Source organism: Streptomyces sp. RerS4, assembly GCF_023515955.1.
Taxonomy (GTDB): domain Bacteria; phylum Actinomycetota; class Actinomycetes; order Streptomycetales; family Streptomycetaceae; genus Streptomyces.
Window position 1 is genome coordinate 1,253,725 of the sequence record NZ_CP097322.1, and the last position, 21,192, is coordinate 1,274,916.

22 protein-coding genes are annotated in these 21,192 nt (G+C 72.8%); 15 read left to right on the plus strand and 7 right to left on the minus strand.

The features are described 5' to 3' along the window. Positions 1 to 5: 5 nt before the first annotated feature. Both M4D82_RS05665 and M4D82_RS05670 read right to left on the minus strand, forming a co-directional pair. Positions 6 to 308: an urease subunit gamma gene (locus M4D82_RS05665; RefSeq protein WP_249764986.1), complete on the minus strand. Its 303-nt coding sequence runs from the start codon at positions 306 to 308 to the stop codon at positions 6 to 8. A 317-nt stretch (positions 309 to 625) separates the two neighbouring features. Continuing rightward, positions 626 to 1,075, minus strand: coding sequence for an ATP-binding protein (locus tag M4D82_RS05670; RefSeq protein WP_249764987.1), 450 nt, complete (start codon positions 1,073 to 1,075; stop codon positions 626 to 628). Between the two features lie 197 nt (positions 1,076 to 1,272). Here M4D82_RS05670 and M4D82_RS05675 point away from each other — a divergent pair, with 197 nt between their 5' ends. Continuing rightward, on the plus strand, positions 1,273 to 2,157 hold the full coding sequence (locus M4D82_RS05675; RefSeq protein ID WP_249764988.1) for a helix-turn-helix domain-containing protein: 885 nt from the start codon (positions 1,273 to 1,275) through the stop codon (positions 2,155 to 2,157). 15 nt (positions 2,158 to 2,172) lie between these two features. Continuing rightward, positions 2,173 to 2,394 (plus strand): DUF397 domain-containing protein, encoded by a 222-nt coding sequence (locus M4D82_RS05680; RefSeq protein WP_249764989.1) that lies wholly within the window; start codon positions 2,173 to 2,175, stop codon positions 2,392 to 2,394. A 7-nt stretch (positions 2,395 to 2,401) separates the two neighbouring features. Here M4D82_RS05680 and M4D82_RS05685 read toward each other — a convergent pair whose 3' ends face one another. Continuing rightward, on the minus strand, positions 2,402 to 3,574 hold the full coding sequence (locus M4D82_RS05685) for an 8-amino-7-oxononanoate synthase (RefSeq protein ID WP_249764990.1): 1,173 nt from the start codon (positions 3,572 to 3,574) through the stop codon (positions 2,402 to 2,404). Positions 3,575 to 3,729: 155 nt separating this feature from the next. Here M4D82_RS05685 and bioB point away from each other — a divergent pair, with 155 nt between their 5' ends. From bioB to mug, 9 genes are all read left to right on the plus strand, one after another. Next, a complete protein-coding gene (gene bioB / locus M4D82_RS05690; RefSeq protein ID WP_249764991.1) occupies positions 3,730 to 5,019 on the plus strand; it encodes a biotin synthase BioB in 1,290 nt (429 codons plus the stop codon). Beyond that, positions 5,012 to 6,346, plus strand: a complete 1,335-nt coding sequence (locus M4D82_RS05695; protein ID WP_249764992.1) for an adenosylmethionine--8-amino-7-oxononanoate transaminase — start codon at positions 5,012 to 5,014, stop codon at positions 6,344 to 6,346. Before bioB ends, M4D82_RS05695 begins: the two co-directional genes overlap by 8 nt. A 1-nt stretch (position 6,347) precedes the next feature. Beyond that, the gene (gene bioD / locus M4D82_RS05700) at positions 6,348 to 7,067 is read left to right on the plus strand and encodes a dethiobiotin synthase (protein WP_249764993.1); all 720 of its coding nucleotides are present in this window, start codon (positions 6,348 to 6,350) and stop codon (positions 7,065 to 7,067) included. 329 nt (positions 7,068 to 7,396) lie between these two features. After that, positions 7,397 to 8,056, plus strand: coding sequence for a class I SAM-dependent methyltransferase (locus M4D82_RS05705; protein WP_249764994.1), 660 nt, complete (start codon positions 7,397 to 7,399; stop codon positions 8,054 to 8,056). A 243-nt stretch (positions 8,057 to 8,299) separates the two neighbouring features. Beyond that, positions 8,300 to 9,649, plus strand: coding sequence for a hemolysin family protein (locus M4D82_RS05710; RefSeq protein WP_249764995.1), 1,350 nt, complete (start codon positions 8,300 to 8,302; stop codon positions 9,647 to 9,649). Further along, on the plus strand, positions 9,646 to 10,665 hold the full coding sequence (locus M4D82_RS05715) for a hemolysin family protein (protein ID WP_249764996.1): 1,020 nt from the start codon (positions 9,646 to 9,648) through the stop codon (positions 10,663 to 10,665). The genes M4D82_RS05710 and M4D82_RS05715 overlap by 4 nt, the downstream gene beginning before the upstream one ends. Before the next feature lie 72 nt (positions 10,666 to 10,737). Beyond that, positions 10,738 to 11,520, plus strand: a complete 783-nt coding sequence (locus M4D82_RS05720) for an SGNH/GDSL hydrolase family protein (RefSeq protein WP_249764997.1) — start codon at positions 10,738 to 10,740, stop codon at positions 11,518 to 11,520. A gap of 71 nt (positions 11,521 to 11,591) precedes the next feature. Continuing rightward, entirely contained in the window at positions 11,592 to 13,025 is a 1,434-nt protein-coding gene (purB, locus tag M4D82_RS05725; protein ID WP_249764998.1) for an adenylosuccinate lyase, read from the plus strand. After that, positions 13,022 to 13,570 (plus strand): G/U mismatch-specific DNA glycosylase, encoded by a 549-nt coding sequence (mug, locus tag M4D82_RS05730; RefSeq protein ID WP_249771498.1) that lies wholly within the window; start codon positions 13,022 to 13,024, stop codon positions 13,568 to 13,570. Before purB ends, mug begins: the two co-directional genes overlap by 4 nt. Before the next feature lie 72 nt (positions 13,571 to 13,642). Here mug and M4D82_RS05735 read toward each other — a convergent pair whose 3' ends face one another. Genes M4D82_RS05735 through M4D82_RS05745 form a run of 3 tightly spaced genes read right to left on the minus strand, consistent with a single transcriptional unit; the run spans position 13,643 to position 15,808 of the window. Continuing rightward, complete coding sequence (locus M4D82_RS05735) at positions 13,643 to 14,080, minus strand: hypothetical protein (protein ID WP_249764999.1); 438 nt, start codon at positions 14,078 to 14,080, stop codon at positions 13,643 to 13,645. A gap of 40 nt (positions 14,081 to 14,120) precedes the next feature. Beyond that, positions 14,121 to 14,873, minus strand: coding sequence for an ABC transporter permease (locus M4D82_RS05740; RefSeq protein ID WP_249765000.1), 753 nt, complete (start codon positions 14,871 to 14,873; stop codon positions 14,121 to 14,123). 20 nt (positions 14,874 to 14,893) lie between these two features. Then, on the minus strand, positions 14,894 to 15,808 hold the full coding sequence (locus M4D82_RS05745) for an ABC transporter ATP-binding protein (RefSeq protein ID WP_249765001.1): 915 nt from the start codon (positions 15,806 to 15,808) through the stop codon (positions 14,894 to 14,896). Positions 15,809 to 15,916: 108 nt separating this feature from the next. Between M4D82_RS05745 and M4D82_RS05750 the strand changes: the two genes are divergently transcribed. The 3 genes from M4D82_RS05750 (at position 15,917) to M4D82_RS05760 (ending at position 19,004) form a co-directional block, all read left to right on the plus strand. Next, positions 15,917 to 17,092: a sensor histidine kinase gene (locus M4D82_RS05750; protein WP_249765002.1), complete on the plus strand. Its 1,176-nt coding sequence runs from the start codon at positions 15,917 to 15,919 to the stop codon at positions 17,090 to 17,092. 5 nt (positions 17,093 to 17,097) lie between these two features. After that, a complete protein-coding gene (locus M4D82_RS05755) occupies positions 17,098 to 17,748 on the plus strand; it encodes a response regulator transcription factor (RefSeq protein ID WP_249765003.1) in 651 nt (216 codons plus the stop codon). A 101-nt stretch (positions 17,749 to 17,849) separates the two neighbouring features. Beyond that, on the plus strand, positions 17,850 to 19,004 hold the full coding sequence (locus M4D82_RS05760) for an ROK family transcriptional regulator (protein WP_249765004.1): 1,155 nt from the start codon (positions 17,850 to 17,852) through the stop codon (positions 19,002 to 19,004). A gap of 114 nt (positions 19,005 to 19,118) precedes the next feature. Here the strand turns inward: M4D82_RS05760 and M4D82_RS05765 are convergent, their stop codons facing one another. Next, the gene (locus M4D82_RS05765) at positions 19,119 to 19,871 is read right to left on the minus strand and encodes a GntR family transcriptional regulator (protein WP_249765005.1); all 753 of its coding nucleotides are present in this window, start codon (positions 19,869 to 19,871) and stop codon (positions 19,119 to 19,121) included. 404 nt (positions 19,872 to 20,275) lie between these two features. Between M4D82_RS05765 and M4D82_RS05770 the strand changes: the two genes are divergently transcribed. Further along, on the plus strand, positions 20,276 to 21,181 hold the full coding sequence (locus M4D82_RS05770) for an alpha/beta fold hydrolase (RefSeq protein ID WP_249765006.1): 906 nt from the start codon (positions 20,276 to 20,278) through the stop codon (positions 21,179 to 21,181). The last annotated feature ends 11 nt before the right edge of the window (positions 21,182 to 21,192 follow it).

The window sequence follows — 21,192 nt, forward strand, 5'->3', positions numbered from 1 at the left end:
GCCCTTCAGACGATGGGGTCGTGGACGGTGACGAGCTTGGTGCCGTCGGGGAAGGTGGCCTCCACCTGGACGTCGTGGATCATCTCGGGGATGCCCTCCATGACCTCCGCGCGGCTGAGCACCGTACGGCCGGAGGCCATCAGCTCGGCCACGGTCCGCCCGTCGCGGGCGCCTTCGAGGAGGTGCGAGGTGATCAGGGCCACGGCTTCGGGGTGGTTGAGCCGTACTCCGCGCGCCCTGCGTCGCTCGGCCACGTCGGCCGCGACGTGGATCAGGAGTCTCTCCTGCTCATGGGGTGTCAGTTGCACCTGTATCACCAAGCTTCCGGGACGTGGATCTGCGTCGCGCCGCAGCGAAGGTAACCGTCTTCAGCACTCTGTTGACCTGGGCATTTCCAGGACGGGCATGTCTTGCCCAACGGCAGGGAGAGCCTTCTCGACACGATCGCCGGTGCTTTGCCGGCCCTTTGGTGATCGTTGGTGAATGCCGCCCCGGATCCCACGCTAGGGTCGGCAGTTTTCGACCGCGTTAACCCACGTTTCGGATGGGCGCACACTTCAACTGGGCGAGGGCGCGCGCCCGCTCGCCGTATACGACACGTGGGAGCCCGGGGCAGGCCTCGGGGTCAGCGGCCCTGGGCGCTGCGCGCGGGGGTGCCGGCGGGCCAGGGCAGGGCGATCCACACGGTCTTGCCGCCGTCCTCCGTCGGGGTGACGGAGAGCCGGCCGCCGGCCTCGGCCGCCAGCCAGCGGATGATGACCATGCCGCGGCCGTTGTCCTGCTGGACGGCGGCGGGGAGGCGACGGGGTCGGCGCGGGTGGCTGTCGGTGACGCCGATGCGCAGCCACTCCTCGCGTTCCAGGCGGAGGTCGACGGTGAAGGTGGGCGACTGGCCGAAGGTGTGCTGGACGGAGTTGGTGGTGAGTTCGGAGACGATGAGGCGGATGGCGTCGGCGGTGTCGGTGTCCTCGGGCAGTCCCCAGTCGCCCAGGACCCGGGCGACGTACCGGCGGGCGGCGGCGACCGAGACCGGGTCGCTCGGCAGAGTGACGGATGCTTCCTGCTGATCTGCCATGGCGACGTCCCTTTCCCACCGGGACGGTGCCGCCCCGGATCTACGCTGAGCGCCAGAGTGCCACCCATCGTGCCGCTGTTTCCGTCGATCCCCCAAGATATGCATATATCTGTCGCTCAATGCGGTGAACTCTGCTACGGAAGAGCGTATTTGGACGGCAGACTGGTGCGAGCTGTGCCGGTGGAAGGAGAGCGGGTATGCAGCACGGTCCCGCCGTACGTCGACGCAAGCTCGGCGAGGAGCTGCGCGCCCTGCGCGACCGCTCCGGACTGACCAGCGGTGAGGTCGCCCGGATCCTCGGGTGGCACCAGTCGAAAATCAGCCGCATCGAGACCGGGCGCAGTGGCGTGAAGTCACAGGACATCCGGCTGCTGCTGGACGCCTACGGGGACGTGGTGAGCGCCCAGCAGCGCGCGCTGTTGGAGGCGCTCGGCGCGTCGGCGGCCGGGCCCGGGGCGAACGGTGACGAGGAGCGCGGGCGGCAGTGGTGGCACGACTACCGGGGGCTGCTCCCGCAGGAGTACCGCGACTTCATCAGCCTTGAGGCGGGGGCCCGCTCGGCCCGGACCGTGGAACTGTCGGTCGTGCCGGGGCTGTTGCAGACCTCCGGTTACGCGCGGGCCGTGACCCGGGCCGCGCTCGGCGGGCTGCCGGAGCCGAAGGTGGACGCGCTGGTCGACGTACGGCTGGCACGGCAGTCGGTGCTGCGGGCGGATCCGCCGCTGGAGCTGAGCGCCGTGCTGGACGAGGCGGTGCTGCGCCGGCAGATCGGCGGGCCGGAGGTGATGCGCGAGCAGCTGCGGCACCTGGTGGAGGTGGCGCGGCTGCCGCAAGTTCGCCTCCAGGTGCTGCCGTTCACCGTGGGGGGGCATCTCGGCCTGACAGGACCGTTCGTCATCTTCTCATTTCCGAACATCGCCGATCTGGATGTGGTGGTACTCGACCATTTGACGAGTAGCCTCTATCTGGAGCGGAAGGAAGACCTTGAGGCGTACAGCGCCGCGTTCCGCACCATCCAGGCGCACGCCCTCCCGCCCCGTGACTCGTCGGATCTCATCAGCTCACTCGCTGACGACACGTAACAAGGAGGCACCCCCGTGTCCGCAACCCCCTTATCCACCGGCGGACTTCTGCACAGCGCGCGGTGGCGGCGCAGCAGCCGCAGTACCGGAATGAACAACTGCGTGGAAGCGGCCGCCCTCACCGGCGGACTGCTGGCCGTCCGCGACTCCAAGCGGACGGACGGCCCGGCCGTGCTCTTCACCGGGCCGGCCTGGGACGGCTTCCTCGCCTCCGTACGGGCGGACGTGGCCCTCTGACGTCGCCCTAGAGCTCCGTGGCGCCGGCCGGCGCGGTCCGCAGGACCGTCTCGACCGCCCGGACGATCTCGTCCCCCGTGAGATCGGCCCGAGCGGTCAGCCGCAGCCGGGAGATGCCGTCCGGCACCGACGGCGGACGGAAGCACCCCACGGACAGTCCTGCCTCGCGGCAGTCGGCGGCCCAGCGCAGTGCCGCCGAGGCCGACGGGGCCCGCACCGACACCACGGCCGCGTCCGGCCTGGCCGCGGTCAGGCCGGACGCGGTGAGTCGCCCGTACAGTTCGCCGGCCACCTCCCGGACCCGCTCGGCGCGCTGCGGCTCCTCCCGGAGCAGGCGCAGGCTCGCCAGCGCCGCCCCCGCGGCGGCGGGGGCCAGGCCGGTGTCGAAGATGAAGGTCCGGGCCGTGTTGATCAGGTGCCGGATCACCTTCGCCGGTCCGAGCACGGCGCCGCCCTGGCTGCCGAGCGACTTGGAGAGGGTCACCGTCGCGACCACCCCCGGGGCTCCCGCGAGCCCGGCCGCGTACAGCGCGCCCCGGCCGCCCTCCCCCAACACCCCGAGCCCGTGCGCGTCGTCCACGACCAGGGCGGCGCCCTCGGCGCGGCAGGCCTCGGCGTAGGCGGCGAGCGGGGCGGCGTCCCCGTCGACGGAGAACACCGAGTCGGTGACGAGCAGGGCCCGGCCCTCGTGGGCGGCGAGGGTCTTGCGCGCCGGTTCCGGATCGCTGTGCGGGGTGATCGCGACCTCCGCGCGGGACAGGCGGCAGCCGTCCACGATGGAGGCGTGGTTCCCGGCGTCGGAGACCACCAGCGTGCCCCGGTCGCTGAGCGCGGTGACGGCGGCGAGATTGGCCGCGTAACCCGAGGACAGCACCAACGCCGCCTCGAACCCGGCGAAGGCGGCGAGCTCCCGCTCAAGCTCGGCATGAAGCTCGGTCGTCCCCGTGACCAGGCGGGATCCAGTGGCACCGGCTCCCCAGCGGGCGGCCGCCTCCTGAGCTCCGCGTACCGTCCGAGGATGCCGCGTCAGGCCCAGGTAGTCGTTGCTCGCCAGGTCGAGGAGCGGCGAGTCGGCGGGGCGCGGGCGCAGGGCGCGTACCAGTCCTGCCTGTTCACGCGCCCGCTCCGCGCCGTCGATCCAGGCGAAGACGTCCTCGGGTTCCGGTGTGTGCTGGGTCATCGGCGGTCCTCGCGTTTTGTCGGCAGTCGACAGATCTGCTCGACCCTAGCCGCCGGGACTCAAGGGGCGGATGTGGCGATCCACACACTCCCTTCCGGCCATGTTGTCCGATCTCTCCTTGGCCGGGAGTGGTCGTGTGGTCCAGGATCGGGCCCATGGACCTGCTGAACACCCTGGTGGAAAAGGGACTGCGGCGCGAGCTGCCGACCCGTGAAGAGGCACTCGCCGTGCTGGCGACCTCTGACGACGAACTGCTCGACGTGGTGGCCGCGGCCGGCAAGGTGCGCCGCCAGTGGTTCGGGCGTCGCGTCAAGCTGAACTACCTGGTCAACCTCAAGTCGGGGCTGTGCCCCGAGGACTGCTCGTACTGCTCCCAGCGTCTGGGATCCAAGGCCGAGATCCTGAAGTACACGTGGCTGAAGCCGGAGGAGGCCTCCCAGGCCGCCGCGGCCGGCGTCGCCGGCGGCGCCAAGCGGGTCTGTCTGGTGGCGAGCGGACGCGGTCCGACGGACCGGGACGTGGACCGCGTCGGCAAGACGATCGCGGCCATCAAGGAGCAGAACGAGGGCGTCGAGGTATGCGCCTGCCTGGGTCTGCTCTCCGACGGTCAGGCCGAGAAGCTCCGCGACGCGGGTGCGGATGCCTACAACCACAACCTCAACACGTCCGAGGCCACGTACGGCTCGATCACCAAGACGCACACCTACGCGGACCGTGTCGATACGGTGCAGAAGGCGCACGCCGCCGGTCTGTCGGCCTGCTCGGGCCTGATCGCCGGCATGGGCGAGAGCGACGAGGACCTGGTCGACGTCGTCTACTCGCTGCGCGAGCTGGACCCCGACTCGGTGCCCGTCAACTTCCTCATCCCCTTCGAGGGCACGCCGCTCGCCAAGGAGTGGAACCTCACCCCGCAGCGCGCCCTGCGGATCCTCGCGATGGTCCGCTTCGTCTGCCCCGACGTCGAGGTCCGCCTCGCGGGCGGCCGCGAGGTGCACCTGCGCTCGATGCAGCCGCTGGCCCTGCACCTGGTCAACTCGATCTTCCTCGGTGACTACCTCACCAGCGAGGGCCAGGCCGGTCAGGCCGACCTCGACATGATCGCGGACGCCGGTTTCGAGGTGGAGGGCGCCGGTACGTCGACCCTGCCCGCGCACCGCTCCGACGTCGCGGCCGCCGCTCCGGCGGGCGGCATGTGCGGTTCGGCGGCGCCCGCCGAGGGTGCCTCGGGCGGCGGATGCGGTTCGGCGTGCGGCGGCTGCTCCGGGCACGGTGAGGCGCCGGCCGCCGAGCGGACCCCGGTCGCGGCGGCGGCTGCGACCCCGGGCGCGGCTGCGACGCCGGCTGCGGCCTCGGCTCCGGCTCAGGCCGAGGCCGGCGAGGTGCGCTCCGACCTGGTGGCCGTACGTCGCCGCGGCGCGGGAACGGACATCGCCCCGAATGCCTGATCAGTCCGCCCTGCACGACCCGCTCGACCGGGCGTCGGACACCGCCGAACTCCTCGACCTGGACCGGCGGCACGTCTGGCACCCGTACGGCCCGATGCCCGGACGGCAGGAGAACCTCGTGGTCTCCTCCGCCTCGGGCGTGCGGCTGCGGCTCGCCGCGCCCGCCCAGGGGCGGGAGGAGCTCATCGACGGCATGTCCTCCTGGTGGTCGGCCATCCACGGCTACAACCACCCGGTGCTCAACGAGGCGGCGACCGCGCAGCTCGGCCGGATGTCCCACGTGATGTTCGGCGGGCTCACGCACGAGCCCGCCGTCCGGCTCGCGGCCCGGCTCGTCGAGATCACCCCGGCCGGGCTGGAGCACGTGTTCCTGTCCGACTCGGGGTCGGTGTCCGTCGAAGTCGCCGTCAAGATGTGCCTGCAGTACTGGCGTTCGCTGGGGCGGACCGGCAAGACCCGGCTGCTGACCTGGCGCGGCGGCTATCACGGTGACACCTGGCAGCCGATGGCCGTCTGCGACCCCGAGGGTGGCATGCACGAGCTGTGGCAGGGCCACCTGCCCCGGCAGGTCTTCGCGGACGCCCCGCCCGGCGACTTCGACACCCCGCTCGACCCGGCGTACGTCGACCACCTGCGCTCCCTCATCGCGGCGCACGCCGACGAGCTGGCCGCCGTCATCGTGGAGCCGGTGGTGCAGGGCGCGGGCGGCATGCGCTTCCACAACCCGGGCTACCTGCGGGTGCTGCGCGAGCTGTGCGACGAGTACGGGGTCCTGTTGATCCTGGACGAGATCGCCACCGGCTTCGGGCGGACCGGCGCGCTGTTCGCCGCCGACCACGCGGGCATCACCCCGGACGTGATGTGCCTGGGCAAGTCCCTGACCGGCGGCTACCTCTCCCTCGCCGCCACCGTGTGCACGGAGCGGGTCGCCGACGGGATCTCGCGGGGCGAGGTGCCGGTGCTCGCGCACGGGCCGACGTTCATGGGCAACCCGCTCGCCACGGCGGTGGCCCTCGCCTCCGTCGACCTGCTGCTCGACCAGGACTGGGCGGGCGAGGTCAAGCGGATCGAAGCGGGCCTGCGCGAGGGCCTCGCGGCGGCCTCGGCGCTGCCGGGGGTGCGGGAGGTACGGGTGCGCGGCGCGATCGGCGTCGTCCAGCTGGATCACCCCGTCGATGTGTGGGCGGCGACCCGGGCGGCGGTCCGGGAGGGCGTGTGGGTGCGCCCGTTCCGCGACCTGATCTACACCATGCCGCCGTTCGTCACGTCGGACGCCGAGGTGGCCCGTATCTGCCGGGCGGTCGTCGCCGCGGCCGGGGAGGGCTGACATGTCCGTGATCGTCGTGTCCGGTACGGGCACCGAGATCGGCAAGACCGTCGTCACCTCGGCGATCGCGGCCGCGGCCGTGGCCGCCGGGCGAACGGTTGCGGTGCTCAAGCCGGCGCAGACGGGCGTGGGGCCGGAGGAGCCCGGGGACGCCGCCGAGGTCGTACGCCTCGCCGGCGCGTCCGTGACCGCGGTCGAACTGGCCCGCTACCCCGAGCCGCTGGCCCCGGACACCGCCGCGCGGCGCTCCGGGCTGGCGACGCTCGCCCCGGCCGAGATCGCGGAGGCGGCCTCGCGGCTGGCCGCCGCGCACGACCTGGTGCTCGTGGAGGGCGCGGGCGGGCTGCTCGTCCGCTTCGACGAAGCGGGCCACACCCTGGCGGACGCGGCGCGGCTGCTGTCGGCCCCGGTGCTGGTGGTGGCCGCGGCCGGGCTGGGCACGCTGAACACCACCGCCCTGACGACGGAGGCCCTGCGGGCCCGTGCCCTGAGCCCGCTCGGAGTGGTCGTCGGCAGCTGGCCCGATGCGCCCGATCTGGCGTCCCGCTGCAACCTCGCCGACCTCCCCGAGGTGTCGGGAACGTCTCTCCTGGGCGCCGTCCCCCAGGGCGCCGGCTCCCTGTCCCCCACCGCCTTCCGCACCACCGCCCCCACCTGGCTCGCCCCGCCCCTGCACGGAACCTGGTCGGCGGATTCCTTCCTGAAGTCCTGGCCCGCCTGACGGAGCCCGACGCCCCCGGCCGCGCGGCGCCGGACCGGCGCAGCCGGCTCGGTGTCGCCGGTTCGGTGTCGCCGGCTCGGTGTCGCCGGCTCGGCGGCTGCCCCCGGCCTGCTTCACGCGGCGGCCCCGCCGCGGTGGCAGTACGCCGCCTCGGGCCCCGGCGGCCGGGGCCCGTGGCGTGGCGTGGGTCGGCTCCGGTGTCGGGGCGGCGGGTGGGGCCGGCGGGGGTCCGCGCGGAGTGGGCGGTTTCGGGGTGGGGTCGGGCGGGGAAGGGCCGGGCAGGGCACGCCTGTCCGTGTCAGCCCCCGACCCGCGCCCGGAGGCCCGCCATGCCGGCAGCTCCCCCCGACCCGGTCCACCACCCGTGCTTCGCCCGCTTCTACGCCCGCGCCAGCGCCGCCGCCGAGACGCACGCCGGGATGGCCTCGCTGCGCCGGGAGCTGCTGCGCGGCGTCTCCGGCCGGGTCATCGAGGTCGGCGCGGGCAACGGCCTGAACTTCGCGCACTACCCCCGCGCCGTGTCCGAGGTCGTCGCCATCGAGCCGGAGCGCACCCTGCGCCGCCTCGCCACGACCGCCGCGCTGCACGCCGAGGTGCCGGTGGACCTCGTACCGGGTGTGGCCGAGGCGCTCCCCGTCAAGAGCGAGGCCTTCGACGTGGCGGTGGCCTCCCTGGTGCTGTGCACCGTACGGAACCTGCCGCGCGCCCTCTCCGAGCTGCACCGGGTACTCCGCCCCGACGCCGAGCTGCGGTTCCTGGAGCACGGGCTCGCCCCCGGCCCCGGCATGGCCGCCGTGCAGCGCGCCCTGGACCGGACGATCTGGCCCCGCCTCTTCGGGGGCTGCCACACCGCCCGCGACCCCCTCGCCTCGATCGAGGCGGCGGGATTCCGGATCGTGTCGCAGCGCGCGTTCCGCCTCCCGGAGCGCGGCCCGGCGCTGCCCACGTCGTACTGCGTGATCGGCTCGGCCCGCCGCTCCGCCGACTAGGTCGTGTCGGGCAGAGCCGCAGGCGGCAGCAGTTCGACCAAAAGGATGATCCGCTCCCTTTGCTGTTCCTTTACCATGGGTGCAGCGGGCACCTCCCGCACTCGCACTCCCCCCGCGACTCCCTTCCGACGAAAGGTGTGAGCGTCCGCCCATGGGCGAGCCTCCCAGTCCCCGACCCGCCCGCACGCGACATCGCGCGCTCCCCCTCCTCCTGGCTGATCATGGGACGGAGGTGAACGACCGATGACCGAAGTGCTCCTACTCGTCGTGGCGCTGCTGCTCTGCCTTGCCTGTGGCGCCTTCGTCGCGGCCGAGTTCTCGTTGACGACCGTCGAGCGCGCCGAGCTGGAGAAGGCCGTCGAGCGCGGTGAGCGCGGCGCGGACAGCGCCCTGACCGCCGTACGCAGCCTCACCTTCCAGCTGTCCGGCGCCCAGCTCGGCATCACCGTGACCGGCCTGGTCATCGGCATGATCTCCAAGCCGTCCATCGCCGCCCTGCTCAAGGGCCCCTTCGAGGCCATCGGGCTCTCCTCCTCCGTCGCTTCCTCCACCGCCCTGGTGCTCGGCACCGTCCTGTCGACCGTCGCCCTGATGGTCGTCGGTGAACTGGTCCCGAAGAACTGGGCGATCTCGTCGCCGCTGGCCGTCGCCAAGCGGGTGGCCACGACGCAGCGCCTGTTCAGCCTGGCCTTCAAGCCCCTGATCACCCATCTCAACACCACCGCCAACCACCTGGTCCGACGCCTGGGTCTGGAGCCGGCCGAGGAGCTGGCCTCCGCGCGCACCCCGCAGGAGCTGGTCGCCCTGGCCCGGCACTCCGCGAAGGCGGGTGCCCTGGAGAAGGACACCGCCGAGCTGTTCGTGCGGACCCTGAACCTGGCCGACCTGACCGCGGAGAACGTGATGACCCCCCGCGTGCAGGTCACCGCCCTCGACGTGCAGACCACCGCCGAGGACGTGGCCAACGCGACCATGGCCACCGGCCTGTCGCGCTTCCCCGTCTACCGGGGCAGCCTCGACACCGTCGTCGGCACCGTCCACATCAAGGACGTGCTCGCCCTGCCCGCCGAGGAGCGCCGCCACCATCCCGTCTCGCAGCTGTTGCGCCCACCGCTGCTCGTACCCGAGTCGCTGACCGTGGACCGGCTGCTGGACCGGCTCTCCGGCAAGCAGACGATGGCCGTCGTGATCGACGAGTACGGTGGCACGGCCGGTGTGGCCACGCTGGAGGACATCGTCGAGGAGGTCGTCGGCGAGGTCCGCGACGAGCACGACCCGCACGAGACGTCCGACCTGGCCCCGGCCGGTACGGACGGCTCCGGGCGCCGGCTCTACTCCGCCGACGGCGCCGCCCGCACCGACCAGCTCCGGCACATCGGACTGCGGGTGCCGGACGGGCCGTACGAGACCCTGGCGGGGCTGATAGCGACCGAGCTGGGCCGCATTCCCGAGGTGGGTGACAGCCTGGAACTGGACGGTTGGCGCCTGGACGTGGTGGACGCGGGTGGGCGCCGGGCGGCGCGGGTGCTGTTGCACATGCCGGCCGAGCCCGCCGACGGCGAGGGCTCCCCGGGGACGGAGGGGGTCCGATGACCGCGATCCAGTTGCTGATCGGTCTGGCGACGCTCGTCGTCAACGCGTTCTTCGTGGGCGCCGAGTTCGCCCTGATCTCCGTGCGGCGCAGCCAGATCGAACCGCACGCCGAGCACGGCGATCGCCGGGCGCGCGCGGTGTTGTGGGGCCTGGAGCACGTGTCGGCCATGATGGCCGCCGCGCAGTTGGGCATCACCCTGTGCACGCTGGTGCTGGGCGTGGTCGCCGAGCCGGCGATCGCCCATCTGCTGACGCCGCTGCTCGGCGCGGTCGGGGTGCCGTCCGCCCTGACGCACGCGATCTCCTTCGCGGTCGCCCTGGCGCTGGCGACGTACCTGCACATGCTGTTCGGCGAGATGGTGCCGAAGAACGTGGCGCTCGCCGAGCCGGTGCGTACGGCGCTGCTGCTGGGACCGCCGCTGGTGGCGCTGACGCGGCCGCTGAAGCCGGTGATCTTCGCGATCAACGCCTTCGCCAACAGCCTGCTGCGGCTGCTGCGGGTGGAGGTGAAGGGCGAGGTCGCGGCGACGTTCTCGGACGACGAGCTGGCCCGCATCGTCAAGGACTCCAGTGAAGCCGGGCTCATCGACGACCGCGCGAGCGAACGGCTGCACGACGCCCTGGAGCTGGGCCGGCGGCCGGTCACCGATGTGGTGCTGCCGTCGGAGCATGTGATTCAGGCCCGGGAGGGCATCACTCCCGCCGCCCTGGAGCGCCTGTCGGCCGAGACCGGGTACTCCCGCTTCCCGGTCGTCGACGCGCAGCACCGGATCCTGGGTTACCTGCACGTCAAGGACGCCCTGGACATCACCGAGCGGGACGAGCCCTTCCCGCTGTCCGCGCTGCGCGCGATCGCCCAGGTGCGGGCGGACACCCCGCTGGACGACGTGCTCACCGCCATGCGGCGCAGCCGTACGCACCTGGCGGCGGTCCTCGGGACGGACGGGGCCATGACGGGTCTGGTGACGATGGAGGACGTGCTGCGCGAGCTGTTCGGCCGCCCGTCGAACGCGTAGCCGGCTTCTTGCCCGCTCGTGGGTGCCCTGGCCCTGTGGGGCCGGGGTACCGCGCGGTAACATCGCTCCGCCATGGAAATGAATGCTTCCTACACCAGTCTCGTCGCGGTCGGCGACTCCTTCACCGAGGGGATGTCCGACCTGCTGCCGGACGGCTCGTACCGGGGCTGGGCCGATCTGCTGGCCGCCCGCCTCGCGGCGCGCGAGCCCGACTTCCGCTACGCGAACCTCGCGGTCCGCGGGAAGCTGATCGGGCAGATCGCCACGGACCAGGCCCCTGTGGCGGCGGCGATGGGCGCCGACGTGGTGACGCTGGTGGGCGGGCTGAACGACACCCTGCGTCCCAAGGTCGACATGGGGCGGGTGCGCGGCCACCTGGAGGAGGCCGTGGGCCTGCTCGCCCCCTCGTGCAAGCAGCTCGTGCTGATGCGCTCGCCGGCCCGCAACGGGCCGGTGATGGAACGTTTCCGGCCGCGCATGGAAGAGCTCTTCGCCTTGCTGGAGGAGCTCGCCTCCCGGCACGGCGCACTGCTGGTGGACCTCTACGGGGCTCCCGCCCTCGCCGACCCGCGCCTGTGGGACGTCGACCGGCTGCACCTGACCGCCGAGGGGCACCGCCGGGTCGCGGAGGCGGTCTGGCAGGCGCTGGGGCTGCCGGCGGAGGAAGACTGGCGGACGCCGCTGCCGCCCTCGGCGCCACCCGGGTGGGCGGCTCGCCGGACCGAGGACGTACGCTTCGCGCGCCGGCACCTGCTCCCGTGGATCGGCCGCCGCCTGACGGGCCGCTCCTCGGGCGACGGTCGTCCCTCGAAGCGTCCGGAGCTGCTGCCGTACGGGTCCTCGCCGCTCTCGTAGCAACCCACAATCGAGGGCGGTGCCCCTACCTGCGTAAACACACAGCCGGGGCCCAAGTAGAATCACTCCACGTGACAGCCAAGCCCCGCATCCCCAATGTCCTGGCCGGCCGCTACGCGTCTGCGGAGCTCGCCGTCCTGTGGTCCCCCGAGTACAAGGTGACGCTGGAGCGGCGGCTGTGGCTCGCCGTGCTGCGCGCCCAGAAGGACCTCGGCATCGAGGTCCCGGACGCCGCCCTCGCCGACTACGAGCGCGTCCTGGAGACGGTCGACCTCGCCTCCATCGCCGAGCGCGAGAAGGTCACCCGGCACGACGTGAAGGCCCGCATCGAGGAGTTCAACGCCCTCGCCGGCCACGAGCACGTGCACAAGGGCATGACCTCGCGCGACCTCACCGAAAACGTCGAGCAGCTCCAGATCCGCCTTTCCCTGGAACTGGCCCGCGACCGCACGGTGGCCGTCCTGGCCCGTCTCGGCAAGCTGGCCGGTGAGCACGCCGAACTGGTCATGGCCGGCCGCTCCCACAACGTGGCCGCTCAGGCGACCACTCTGGGCAAGCGCTTCGCCACCGCGGCCGACGAGCTGCTGGTCGCCTACGACCGCCTGGAGAACCTCCTCGACCGCTACCCGCTGCGCGGCATCAAGGGCCCGGTGGGCACCGCTCAGGACATGCTCGACCTGCTCGGCGGCGACGCCGCGAAGCTGGCCGACCTGGAGCAGCGCATCGCCGCCCACCTCGGCTTCTCGCAGGCCTTCACCTCCGTCGGCCAGGTCTACCCCCGTTCGCTGGACTACGACGTGGTCACCGCCCTGGTGCAGCTGGCCGCCGCCCCGTCCTCGATCGCGAAGACGATCCGGCTGATGGCCGGCCACGAGCTGGTCACCGAGGGCTTCAAGCCCGGCCAGGTCGGCTCCTCCGCGATGCCGCACAAGATGAACACCCGCTCCTGCGAGCGCGTGAACGGCCTGATGGTCATCCTGCGCGGCTACGCCTCGATGACGGGCGAGCTCGCCGGCGACCAGTGGAACGAGGGCGACGTCTCCTGCTCCGTCGTCCGCCGTGTGGCCCTGCCCGACGCGTTCTTCGCCTTCGACGGCCTGCTGGAGACCTTCCTGACGGTCCTCGACGAGTTCGGCGCCTTCCCGGCCGTCGTGGCCCGCGAGCTGGACCGCTACCTGCCGTTCCTCGCCACCACCAAGGTGCTGATGGGCGCGGTGCGCGCCGGCGTGGGCCGCGAGGCCGCTCACGAGGTCATCAAGGAGCACGCGGTGGCCTCCGCTCTCGCGATGCGCGAGCAGGGCGCCGAACGCAACGAACTGCTGGACAAGCTGGCCGCCGACGAGCGCATGCCGCTGGACCGTGCGCAGCTGGACGCCCTGATGGCCGACAAGCTGTCCTTCACGGGCGCGGCCGGCGACCAGGTGGCGACCGTGGTCGCGCGGATCGAGGCGATCGCCAAGGAACACCCGGAAGCCGCCGGGTACGCGCCGGGGTCGATCCTCTGACCCCCGACGAGCTCGAAGCCGCCCGCGACCGCGTCCTCCCGGACGTGGTCGCGGGGGGTCTGCGCGTGCTGTTCTGCGGAATCAACCCCGGTCTCCTCTCCGCCGCGACGGGCCACCACTTCGCCCGCCCCGGCAACCGCTTCTGGCCGGTCCTGCATCTGTCGGGCTTCACCCCGCGCCGCCTCGCCCCCGCGGAACAGGAGGAGCTCCTGTCCTACCGGCTCGGCATCACCAACGTCGTGGCACGGGCCACGGCCCGCGCCGACGAGCTGAGCGCCGAGGAGTTCCGCGAGGGCGGCCGAATCCTGACGGCGAAGGTCGAACTGCTGCGCCCCCAGTGGCTGGCGGTCGTCGGAGTCACCGCATACCGCACGGCCTTCGGGGAACGGCGGGCGCAAATCGGCCCCCAGGAGCGCACCATCGGCTCCACCCGCATCTGGGCGCTGCCCAACCCCAGCGGACTCAACGCCCACTGGAGCGCCGATTCCATGGCCGCCGAGTACGGCCGGCTCCGCGCGGCGGCCGAAGGCCACGCGCCTTCCTGAAAAGCGCCCCCGGGCCCACCCCCGGTTCGGCCCGGTTTCCCCCTTTCCCTCTGCTACGGCTGCGGCTACGGCCTACGGCGGGTCGGTCACGGTGACCCCCGCCATCAGCAGGTAGGGATCCTCCTCGGCCCCCCGCACCACGCAGACCACCAGCCACCGGTCCTCCACCCACCACAGGTGCACGTGGTCCGTGCTGTTGCCGATCTCCTGCCATGGCTCCGGTATCTCCTCCTCGTCCGGCCCTCCCCGGGCCGGGGAGGACAGGGTGAAGATCTGCGGCGGCCCCCAACGACCGGTCAGGGCCAGGACGAGCGCCGCGTACTCGGCGCCGATCTGGTCGGCCGCCTCGGCCCGGCGCGAGCCGTCGTCCTCCCAGAAGTCCGCCGTCCCGCCCAGCAGGGCCAGGTGGTGGCCGGGCCCACTGGCGTGCCGGCCGAGCCGGACCGGCCGGTCCGGGAAAACCTGGGCCCGCAACCGGTCGATCAGGTCGAGATGCTCTGCCGTGGTCATACCGTCAGTATTTCGGTCCCCACTGACAATTGGCCCGGCGTCACGCGGCCCTGCGCCGTAGGGCGAACCACCCGGCGGCCAGAGCCGCGAGGGCCCACAGCGCGGTCACCCCGAGGCCGCTCCAGGGGCCGAGGGATCCCTCCGCCTCCATCCGCATCACCACCTGCCCGGCCCGGTCCGGCATGAACTCCCCGGCTCCGCCGGCGACCTGCCCGACGACGAACGGCACGATCAGCAGCAGGGGGATGAGCAGGCCCATCACGAGGGTTCCGCTGCGCACCAGGGCCGTCAGCCCGGCCGCCAACAGGGCGATGAGCGTCAGGTAGATCCCGCTGCCGAAGACGGCCCGCAGTGTGCCGGGGTCTTCGAGGGTGAGGGCGTACTCCCCCATCAGGGCCTGACCGCCGAGGAAGGTGACCAGACCGGTGATCTGGCCGACGACGAAGGCGAGTCCGGCGACCGTCAGGACCTTGGACAGGTAGAGGCGCGTCCGGTTGGGCACGGCGGTCAGCGAGACCCGCAGAGCCCCTTCGCGGAACTCTCCGGCGAAGGCCGTGGCGCCGAACGCGACGGCGGCGACCTGGCCGAAGTTGACCCCGAAGAAGGCTCCGAGGAGACGGTCCGCGCCCATGGCGTCGGGTTCGGACGTCCCGACGGCCGCCGCGGTCAAGGCGGTGATGCCGGCGGTGGCGACGAAGACCGCCGCCAGCGATATGACGACCGATCGGGCGGACCGTATTTTGATCCATTCCGAGCGCAGGACGGGAAGGGTGGGCAGGGCTGCGGCGGTCACGGTGGTGGCTCCGATCTGTTTCAGGTGGTGGTGGCGGAGAAGGTGGTGCGCTCCGCGGTGAGGTCGAGGTAGGCCTGCTCCAGCGAGGCGCGTTCATCGGCGAGTTCGAGGACCGGGATGCCCTCGCGGGCGGCGAGGGCGCCGAGTCGCTCGGCCCGTATCCCCTCGACGGTCCACCGCCCGTCCTCACCCGCGACCATCGCGAAGCCCTCCCGCGCCAGGGCACTCTCCAGCAGGGCCGGCTCCGAGGTCCGCAGCCGCGCCCTCGGGCTGCTCCGGGCGTCGATGAACTCCCGTATCGGGGTGTCGGCGAGGAGCCTGCCCTGCCCGAGCACGACGAGGTGGTCGACGAAGGAGGCGGACTCGGCCATCAGATGGCTGGAGACAAGCACGGTACGACCCTCGGCGGCGAGGCCCCGCATCAGCTCGCGGATCCAGATGATGCCCTCGGGGTCGAGGCCGTTGGTCGGCTCGTCCAGCAGGAGCACGCCCGGATCGCCCAGCAGGGCGGCGGCGATGCCCAGGCGCTGTCGCATGCCGAGCGAGAAGGTCCCGATCCGGCGCCGGGCGACGGACCCTATCCCCGTCCGCTCCAGTACCTCGTCCACCCGGGAGGCCGACATCCCGTTGCTGACGGCGAGCATGAGCAGGTGGTCGCGGGCCCTGCGCCCCCCGTGGGCGGCCTGGGGGTCGAGGAGCGCCCCGACGTGCCGCAGCGGGTTCGCCAGGGCCGTAAAGGGGCGGCCGCCGATCGTGGCCGTACCGGCGGTCGGTCGGTCGAGGCCCAACACCAGGCGCATGGTGGTGGACTTCCCGGCGCCGTTCGGCCCGAGGAAGCCCGTGACGCGGCCGGGCAGGACGTCGAAGGTGAGGTGGTCGAGGACCCGGTGGGTGCCGTAGTCCTTGGTCAGTTCGCGAATCTCGATGCGGTTCATGGCTCAAGATTCGCCGCCGGCCCACCCCCCTTCCCTCCCCCGTGCGAGGGTGCCGTCTCCCCCACGTGGGGGAGACGCCCGCCGGCCGGCCCCTGCCAGGATGGCCGCATGATCCGAATGCTCCGCGCCCCGCTCCGGCCCGTGACGTACTCACGGTGGCTGCACCTGTGCGTCCCGGTGCTGCTCCTCGCGCTGTGGATGTTCATCCACCGCACGTCGCCGTGGATGCCGCTGCTGATCGTCATGCCCTTCGGCTTCGTCCCGTGGGTGCGGCTGGCGGAGGGGCTCCAGGCGCGGTTCCTGCTGACCCCGCAGAACCCGGAGGTCGAGGACGACGGGATCAGCGCGCGGCCCTCGGCCCATTGGGGCGACCGGTGGCGGACGGTGCTGTGGCTGGAGATACGGCTGCTGGTCTCGGGGGCCGCCATGTACGCGACAGTCACGCTCCCGGTGCTGTCCGTCGAGCTGATCGCGCTCGCGCTCGGCCGGCCGCTGACGGCTGATCCGGCCCTGCCCCTCACCCCGGCGCCCTGGGCGGCGGCGCTGCTCGCGCCGGTGCCGCTCGTCGTGCTGATCCTGGTCGTCGTCGTACTCGGCGAGCTGATCACGGCGATCGCCCGGCGGCTGCTGGGGCCTTCGGCGGCGGAGCGGTTGACGGCCCTGGAGGCGCGTACGGAGCAGCTGTTGGAGCGCACGCGCATCGCGCGGGAGCTGCACGACTCCATCGGGCACGCGCTGACCGTGGCGGTCGTCCAGGCGGGAGCCGCGCGGACCGCCGGCGACCCGGAGTTCACCGATCGCGCGCTGAGCGCCATCGAGGAGACGGGACGGGCCGCGCTGGAGGATCTCGAACGGGTACTGCTGGTGCTGCGGGAATCCCCGCAGACGCCCTCGCAGCGGCCGACCCTGGCCGAGGCCGACCGGCTGCTGGAGTCGGCTCGCGCCTCGGGAGCGGCGGTCGACGCCCGACTGGTCGGGCCGTTGGAGAAGTTGCCCGGCCCCGTCACCCGGGAGGGATACCGCATCCTTCAAGAAGCCCTGACGAACGTGCTGCGCCACTGCGGCCCCGTTCCCGTGCGCGTGCGGGTGGAGATGACGCCGCGGCGCCTGCTCCTGGAGGTGACGAACCCGCTGCCCACACGCATGGCCGTCATGACGGGCGGCGGCAGTGGACTGCGCGGGATACGGGAACGGGCCGCCCTCCTCGGCGGCCAGGCCGAAACCGGCCCCCACGGGGAGGGTTGGCGGGTGCGGGCCCGGCTGCCGTTGGAGCGAATACGCTGATCGTTATGCCGGTTACCGTACTGCTCGTCGACGACGAGCCCCTGGTGCGTGCGGGTCTGCGCGCCGTCCTGGACTCCCAGCCCGACATCGAGGTGGTGGGCGAGGCCGCCGACGGCGCCTCCGTCATCCCCCTCGTGCGCAGCCTGCGGCCTGACGTCGTGGCGATGGACGTGCGGATGCCGCTGCTCGACGGGATCGAGGCCACCCGCGCGGTCCTGCGGTCGGTGGACACGCCGCCGAAGATCCTCGTGGTCACCACGTTCGAGAACGACGAGTACGTCTACCAGGCGCTGCGGGCCGGCGCGGACGGCTTCCTCCTCAAGCGGGCCCGACCCTCGGAGATCGTCCACGCGGTCCGGCTGGTGGCGGAGGGCGAGACGCTGCTGTTCCCGGCGGCCGTACGGGCCCTCGCGGCCGAGTACGGGAACCGGCAGGCCCGCGCCGCCCTGAAGCGGGCGGCGCTGACCGAGCGCGAGGAGGCCGTCCTGCGGCTGATGGCGCGCGGGCTGACCAACGTGGAGATCGCTGGGGAGCTGATCGTCGGCACGGAGACCGTGAAGTCACATGTCAGCGCCATTCTGGGCAAGTTGGGGGCGCGTGACCGCACCCAGGCGGTGATCACCGCGTACGAGTCCGGATTCGTCTCTCCGGCCTGAGGCGACGGACCGGTTCCGGCCGATGGGGGGCCGCTTCTCGCGAGCCCGCCGGACGGGCAGTACGATCCGGCTGACAGGGCCGCTAGCTGGGAGGACACACGTTGGGGCAGCTGACCGGCGGGGATCCTTCTCTGCTTCGGCGGATCAATTCGGCCGTGGTGCTCCGGGCACTGCGCGCGGCCGAATCGCCGACCCTCACCGACCTGACCCGCGTGACGGGACTTTCCCGACCGACGGTGGAAGGCGTCGTGGAAGGGCTCATGGGCACCGGGCTGGTGGTCGAGGCCGAGGCGGAGGAGGGCGCGCGCAGGCAAGGTCGGCCCGCGCGGCGTTTCCGCTTCCGCGCCGAGGCCGGGCACCTGCTGGGCATCGAGATCGGCTCGCACCGCGTCGCGGTGCTGCTGTCGGGCCTGGACGGCCGGGTGATCGGGGCCGGAACGAAGGAAGTCGCCGAGGCCGCGTCCCCCGATGAGCGCCTGGAGAAGGTCAGGGCGGCCGTGGCCGATCTGCTCCGCCGGGCCGGGATCCCCCGCGACTCGCTGCGGGCCGTCGGTGTCGGCAGTCCGGGCATCGTGGAGGCCGACGGAACGGTTCGCCTCGGGACGGCGCTGCCGGGCTGGACGGGCCTGCCGCTCGGGGAGCGGCTGCGCCGCTCGTTCCGCTGCCCGGTCCGGGTGGAGAACGACGCGAACGCGGCCGCGGTCGCCGAGAACTGGAAGGGCGCCGGCCGGGGCATCGACGACATGGTGTTCGTCATGGCCGGACTCAGCCCCGGCGCCGGTTCCCTGATCGGCGGCAGGCTGCACCGGGGCTTCGGCGGCGCGGCGGGCGAGATCGGCGCGCTGCACCTGCTGGGCCGCGAGGTCACCCCGGAACGGCTGCTGTCGACGACGGGCGAACCGCTGCACCCCCTGGACGAGCAGGCCGTGGCCGAGGTCTTCGCGAAGGCCAAACGGGGCGACGAGCGGGCGGTGGCCGCCGTCGAACGGTTCATCCAGCGGCTCGTCCACGACGTGGCCGCGCTGGTCTTGGCCATGGACCCGGAACTCGTCGTCGTGGGCGGCTGGGCCGCCGGCCTGGACGGGGTCCTGGACCCGCTGCGCCGCGAACTGGAACGGTACTGCCTGCGGCCGCCCCGGGTGGCGCTGTCGCTGCTCGGCGAGGCCGCGGTGGCCACGGGGGCGCTGCGGCTGGCGCTGGACCACGTGGAGGAAGAGCTGTTCGCCGTGGAGAAGACGGTGACGGCCCGCCGCTGACCGCCACCCCGCGCCCCGCCCCGCCCCCCGGCCGGAGGCAGGCGGGCGGGCAGACGACGCGAGCCCCCGCCGCACCCCTGAGGACGGGTGCGGCGGGGGCTCGTGGCAGGTGGGTCAGGAGGCGGCGCGGGTTTCGGTGATCTCCACACCGGAGTCGCCGAAGGTCAGGCGGCAGGTGTCGGCGCGGTACGTGGCCACGGAGACGGCGGCGGTGCCCTCGGCGGTGAAGTAGCGGGTGGTCACCACCAGCACCGGGGCGCCGGGCAGGCGGTCCAGCTCCTTGGCGTCGTCGGCGCGGGCGGAGCCCAGCTCGACCGACCGGTCCTGCCCGTCGAGCGCGAGCCGCTGGAGTTCGCGCAGCACGGCCCGCGCCCGCGCGGCACCGGCCGGCGCGTCGATGGCGGAGAGTCCGGGAACCGAGCCGGCGGGCACGTACAGCAGCTCGGCGGCGACGGCCTGGCCCTGCGTGACGCGCGTCCGGCGCACGGTGTGCACGGCCTGTTCGGGGCCGGTGCCGAGGAGCCCCCGGACGGCGGCGGCGGGAACACCGTCGACGGCGTCGACCGGCTCCCAGCCGTCGGCGCCCTCTCCCGGCCAGCTGTGGCCCGTACTGCCGACGGCGACGCCGACGCGCGGCGGGGCCACGGTGGTGCCGACGCCGCGGCGGCGCTGGAGGCGGCCTTCCAGTTCGAGCTGCTCCAGGGCCTGTCGCAGGGTGGCGCGGGCGACACCGAAGCGCGCGGCGAGATCCCGCTCGTTCGGCAGCACCTCGCCCACGGCGAAGTCCTGGTCGAGCGCCTCGCTGAGCACGTTCTTGAGGTGCCAGTACTTCGGCTCCGGCACCGATTCGAGCTGCGTGGTCCCCACCCTGACTCCTCCTGCAATCGCCGCTATCGCCGTGTTCCAGCGGCAGTTACGCGCCGCAGTTCCGCGCCTTTGTTTATTAAAGGTTCCTGCACTATCCCTGCGACGATAGGACGGCGCACCCCCTTGGTCAAGACCAATCCTCACCGCTTTGCCGGGCAGATCGGGCATATGTAGCAAGCCGTTCACAGGATGTTCTCGCCCGCACCCCTTCCGACCGGAAGACGTCCGGGAGACGACCGAAAGATGCCGTAAGCCGTCCGGAAGGTGTCGCCGACGCGTCCGGGCAGGCGCGGCAGACGTCTTGTGACGGCAGGCTACCGAGCGGTAGTGATGGGCACAGTCATTACTGACAGCCCGTCTCACACGCGTCGACCCGACGCGCGTCCTTCCCGACGAGGAGCAGCATGACCGCCACGGTCTCCTTCCCGATCGATTCGCCGCGCGACCCCCGCACCGCCACCGTCGCCTACGAGCGCAAGGGCGCCGGCGAACCGCTTCTCCTCCTGCACGGCATCGGCCACCACCTCCAGGCCTGGCATCCCGTGACGGACATCCTGGCCGCCGAGTTCGACGTCATCGCCGTCGATCTGCCGGGCTTCGGCGCCTCCGAGTCCCTGCCCGCCGGCGTCCCCTACGACCTCGACACCATCGCCCCGGCCCTCGGCGCGCTGTGCTCGGAGCTGGGCGTGGAGCGCCCGCACGTCGCGGGCAACTCGCTCGGCGGCCTGCTCGCCCTGGAGATGGGTCGCGCCGGTCTGGTCCGCTCCGTCACCGCGCTCTCCCCCGCCGGGTTCTGGACGGAGGGCGAGCGGCGCTACGCCTTCACCGTCCTCAAGGCCATGCGCGCGGGCGCCCGGACGCTGCCCCTGCCCCTGCTGGAACGGCTCTCCCGCAGCGCCCTCGGCCGGGCGGCGCTCACCGGCGCCATCTACGCCCACCCCGCGCGCCGGACGCCCGAAGCCGTGGTCGCGGAGACCCTGGCCCTGCGCGGCGCGAGCGGCTTCGAGCAGACGCTGGCGGCGGGTGGCTCCGTACGGTTCACCGAGGACGTGCCGGACGTGCCCGTCACCCTCGCCTGGGGCTCGGGCGACCGGCTGCTGCCGCCCCGCCAGGGAGTGCGCGCCAAGCACACCCTGCCCGGGGCGCGCCTCGTCCGCCTGCCGGGCTGCGGACACGTGCCGATGCACGACGATCCGGCGCTCGTGGCCCGCGTCATCACCGACACCGCGCACGCGGCCGACACGACGCGCGCCACGGACACGGCGCACACCCCGGACACCCGTACGGCGTCAACCATCACCCTCCGATGACCTGCTGACGG

What these genes read in the sequence shown, in the direction of transcription:
- M4D82_RS05755 (WP_249765003.1), top strand. Translation starts at nt 17,098, where the DNA reads ATGCCGGTTACCGTACTGCTCGTCGACGACGAGCCCCTGGTGCGTGCG.
- bioB (WP_249764991.1), top strand. Translation starts at nt 3,730, where the DNA reads ATGGACCTGCTGAACACCCTGGTGGAAAAGGGACTGCGGCGCGAGCTG.
- M4D82_RS05675 (WP_249764988.1), top strand. Translation starts at nt 1,273, where the DNA reads ATGCAGCACGGTCCCGCCGTACGTCGACGCAAGCTCGGCGAGGAGCTG.
- M4D82_RS05695 (WP_249764992.1), top strand. Translation starts at nt 5,012, where the DNA reads ATGCCTGATCAGTCCGCCCTGCACGACCCGCTCGACCGGGCGTCGGAC.
- M4D82_RS05770 (WP_249765006.1), top strand. Translation starts at nt 20,276, where the DNA reads ATGACCGCCACGGTCTCCTTCCCGATCGATTCGCCGCGCGACCCCCGC.
- bioD (WP_249764993.1), top strand. Translation starts at nt 6,348, where the DNA reads ATGTCCGTGATCGTCGTGTCCGGTACGGGCACCGAGATCGGCAAGACC.
- M4D82_RS05750 (WP_249765002.1), top strand. Translation starts at nt 15,917, where the DNA reads ATGATCCGAATGCTCCGCGCCCCGCTCCGGCCCGTGACGTACTCACGG.
- M4D82_RS05705 (WP_249764994.1), top strand. Translation starts at nt 7,397, where the DNA reads ATGCCGGCAGCTCCCCCCGACCCGGTCCACCACCCGTGCTTCGCCCGC.
- M4D82_RS05685 (WP_249764990.1), bottom strand. Translation starts at nt 3,574, where the DNA reads ATGACCCAGCACACACCGGAACCCGAGGACGTCTTCGCCTGGATCGAC.
- M4D82_RS05710 (WP_249764995.1), top strand. Translation starts at nt 8,300, where the DNA reads ATGACCGAAGTGCTCCTACTCGTCGTGGCGCTGCTGCTCTGCCTTGCC.
- M4D82_RS05745 (WP_249765001.1), bottom strand. Translation starts at nt 15,808, where the DNA reads ATGAACCGCATCGAGATTCGCGAACTGACCAAGGACTACGGCACCCAC.
- M4D82_RS05715 (WP_249764996.1), top strand. Translation starts at nt 9,646, where the DNA reads ATGACCGCGATCCAGTTGCTGATCGGTCTGGCGACGCTCGTCGTCAAC.
- M4D82_RS05670 (WP_249764987.1), bottom strand. Translation starts at nt 1,075, where the DNA reads ATGGCAGATCAGCAGGAAGCATCCGTCACTCTGCCGAGCGACCCGGTC.
- M4D82_RS05735 (WP_249764999.1), bottom strand. Translation starts at nt 14,080, where the DNA reads ATGACCACGGCAGAGCATCTCGACCTGATCGACCGGTTGCGGGCCCAG.
- M4D82_RS05720 (WP_249764997.1), top strand. Translation starts at nt 10,738, where the DNA reads ATGGAAATGAATGCTTCCTACACCAGTCTCGTCGCGGTCGGCGACTCC.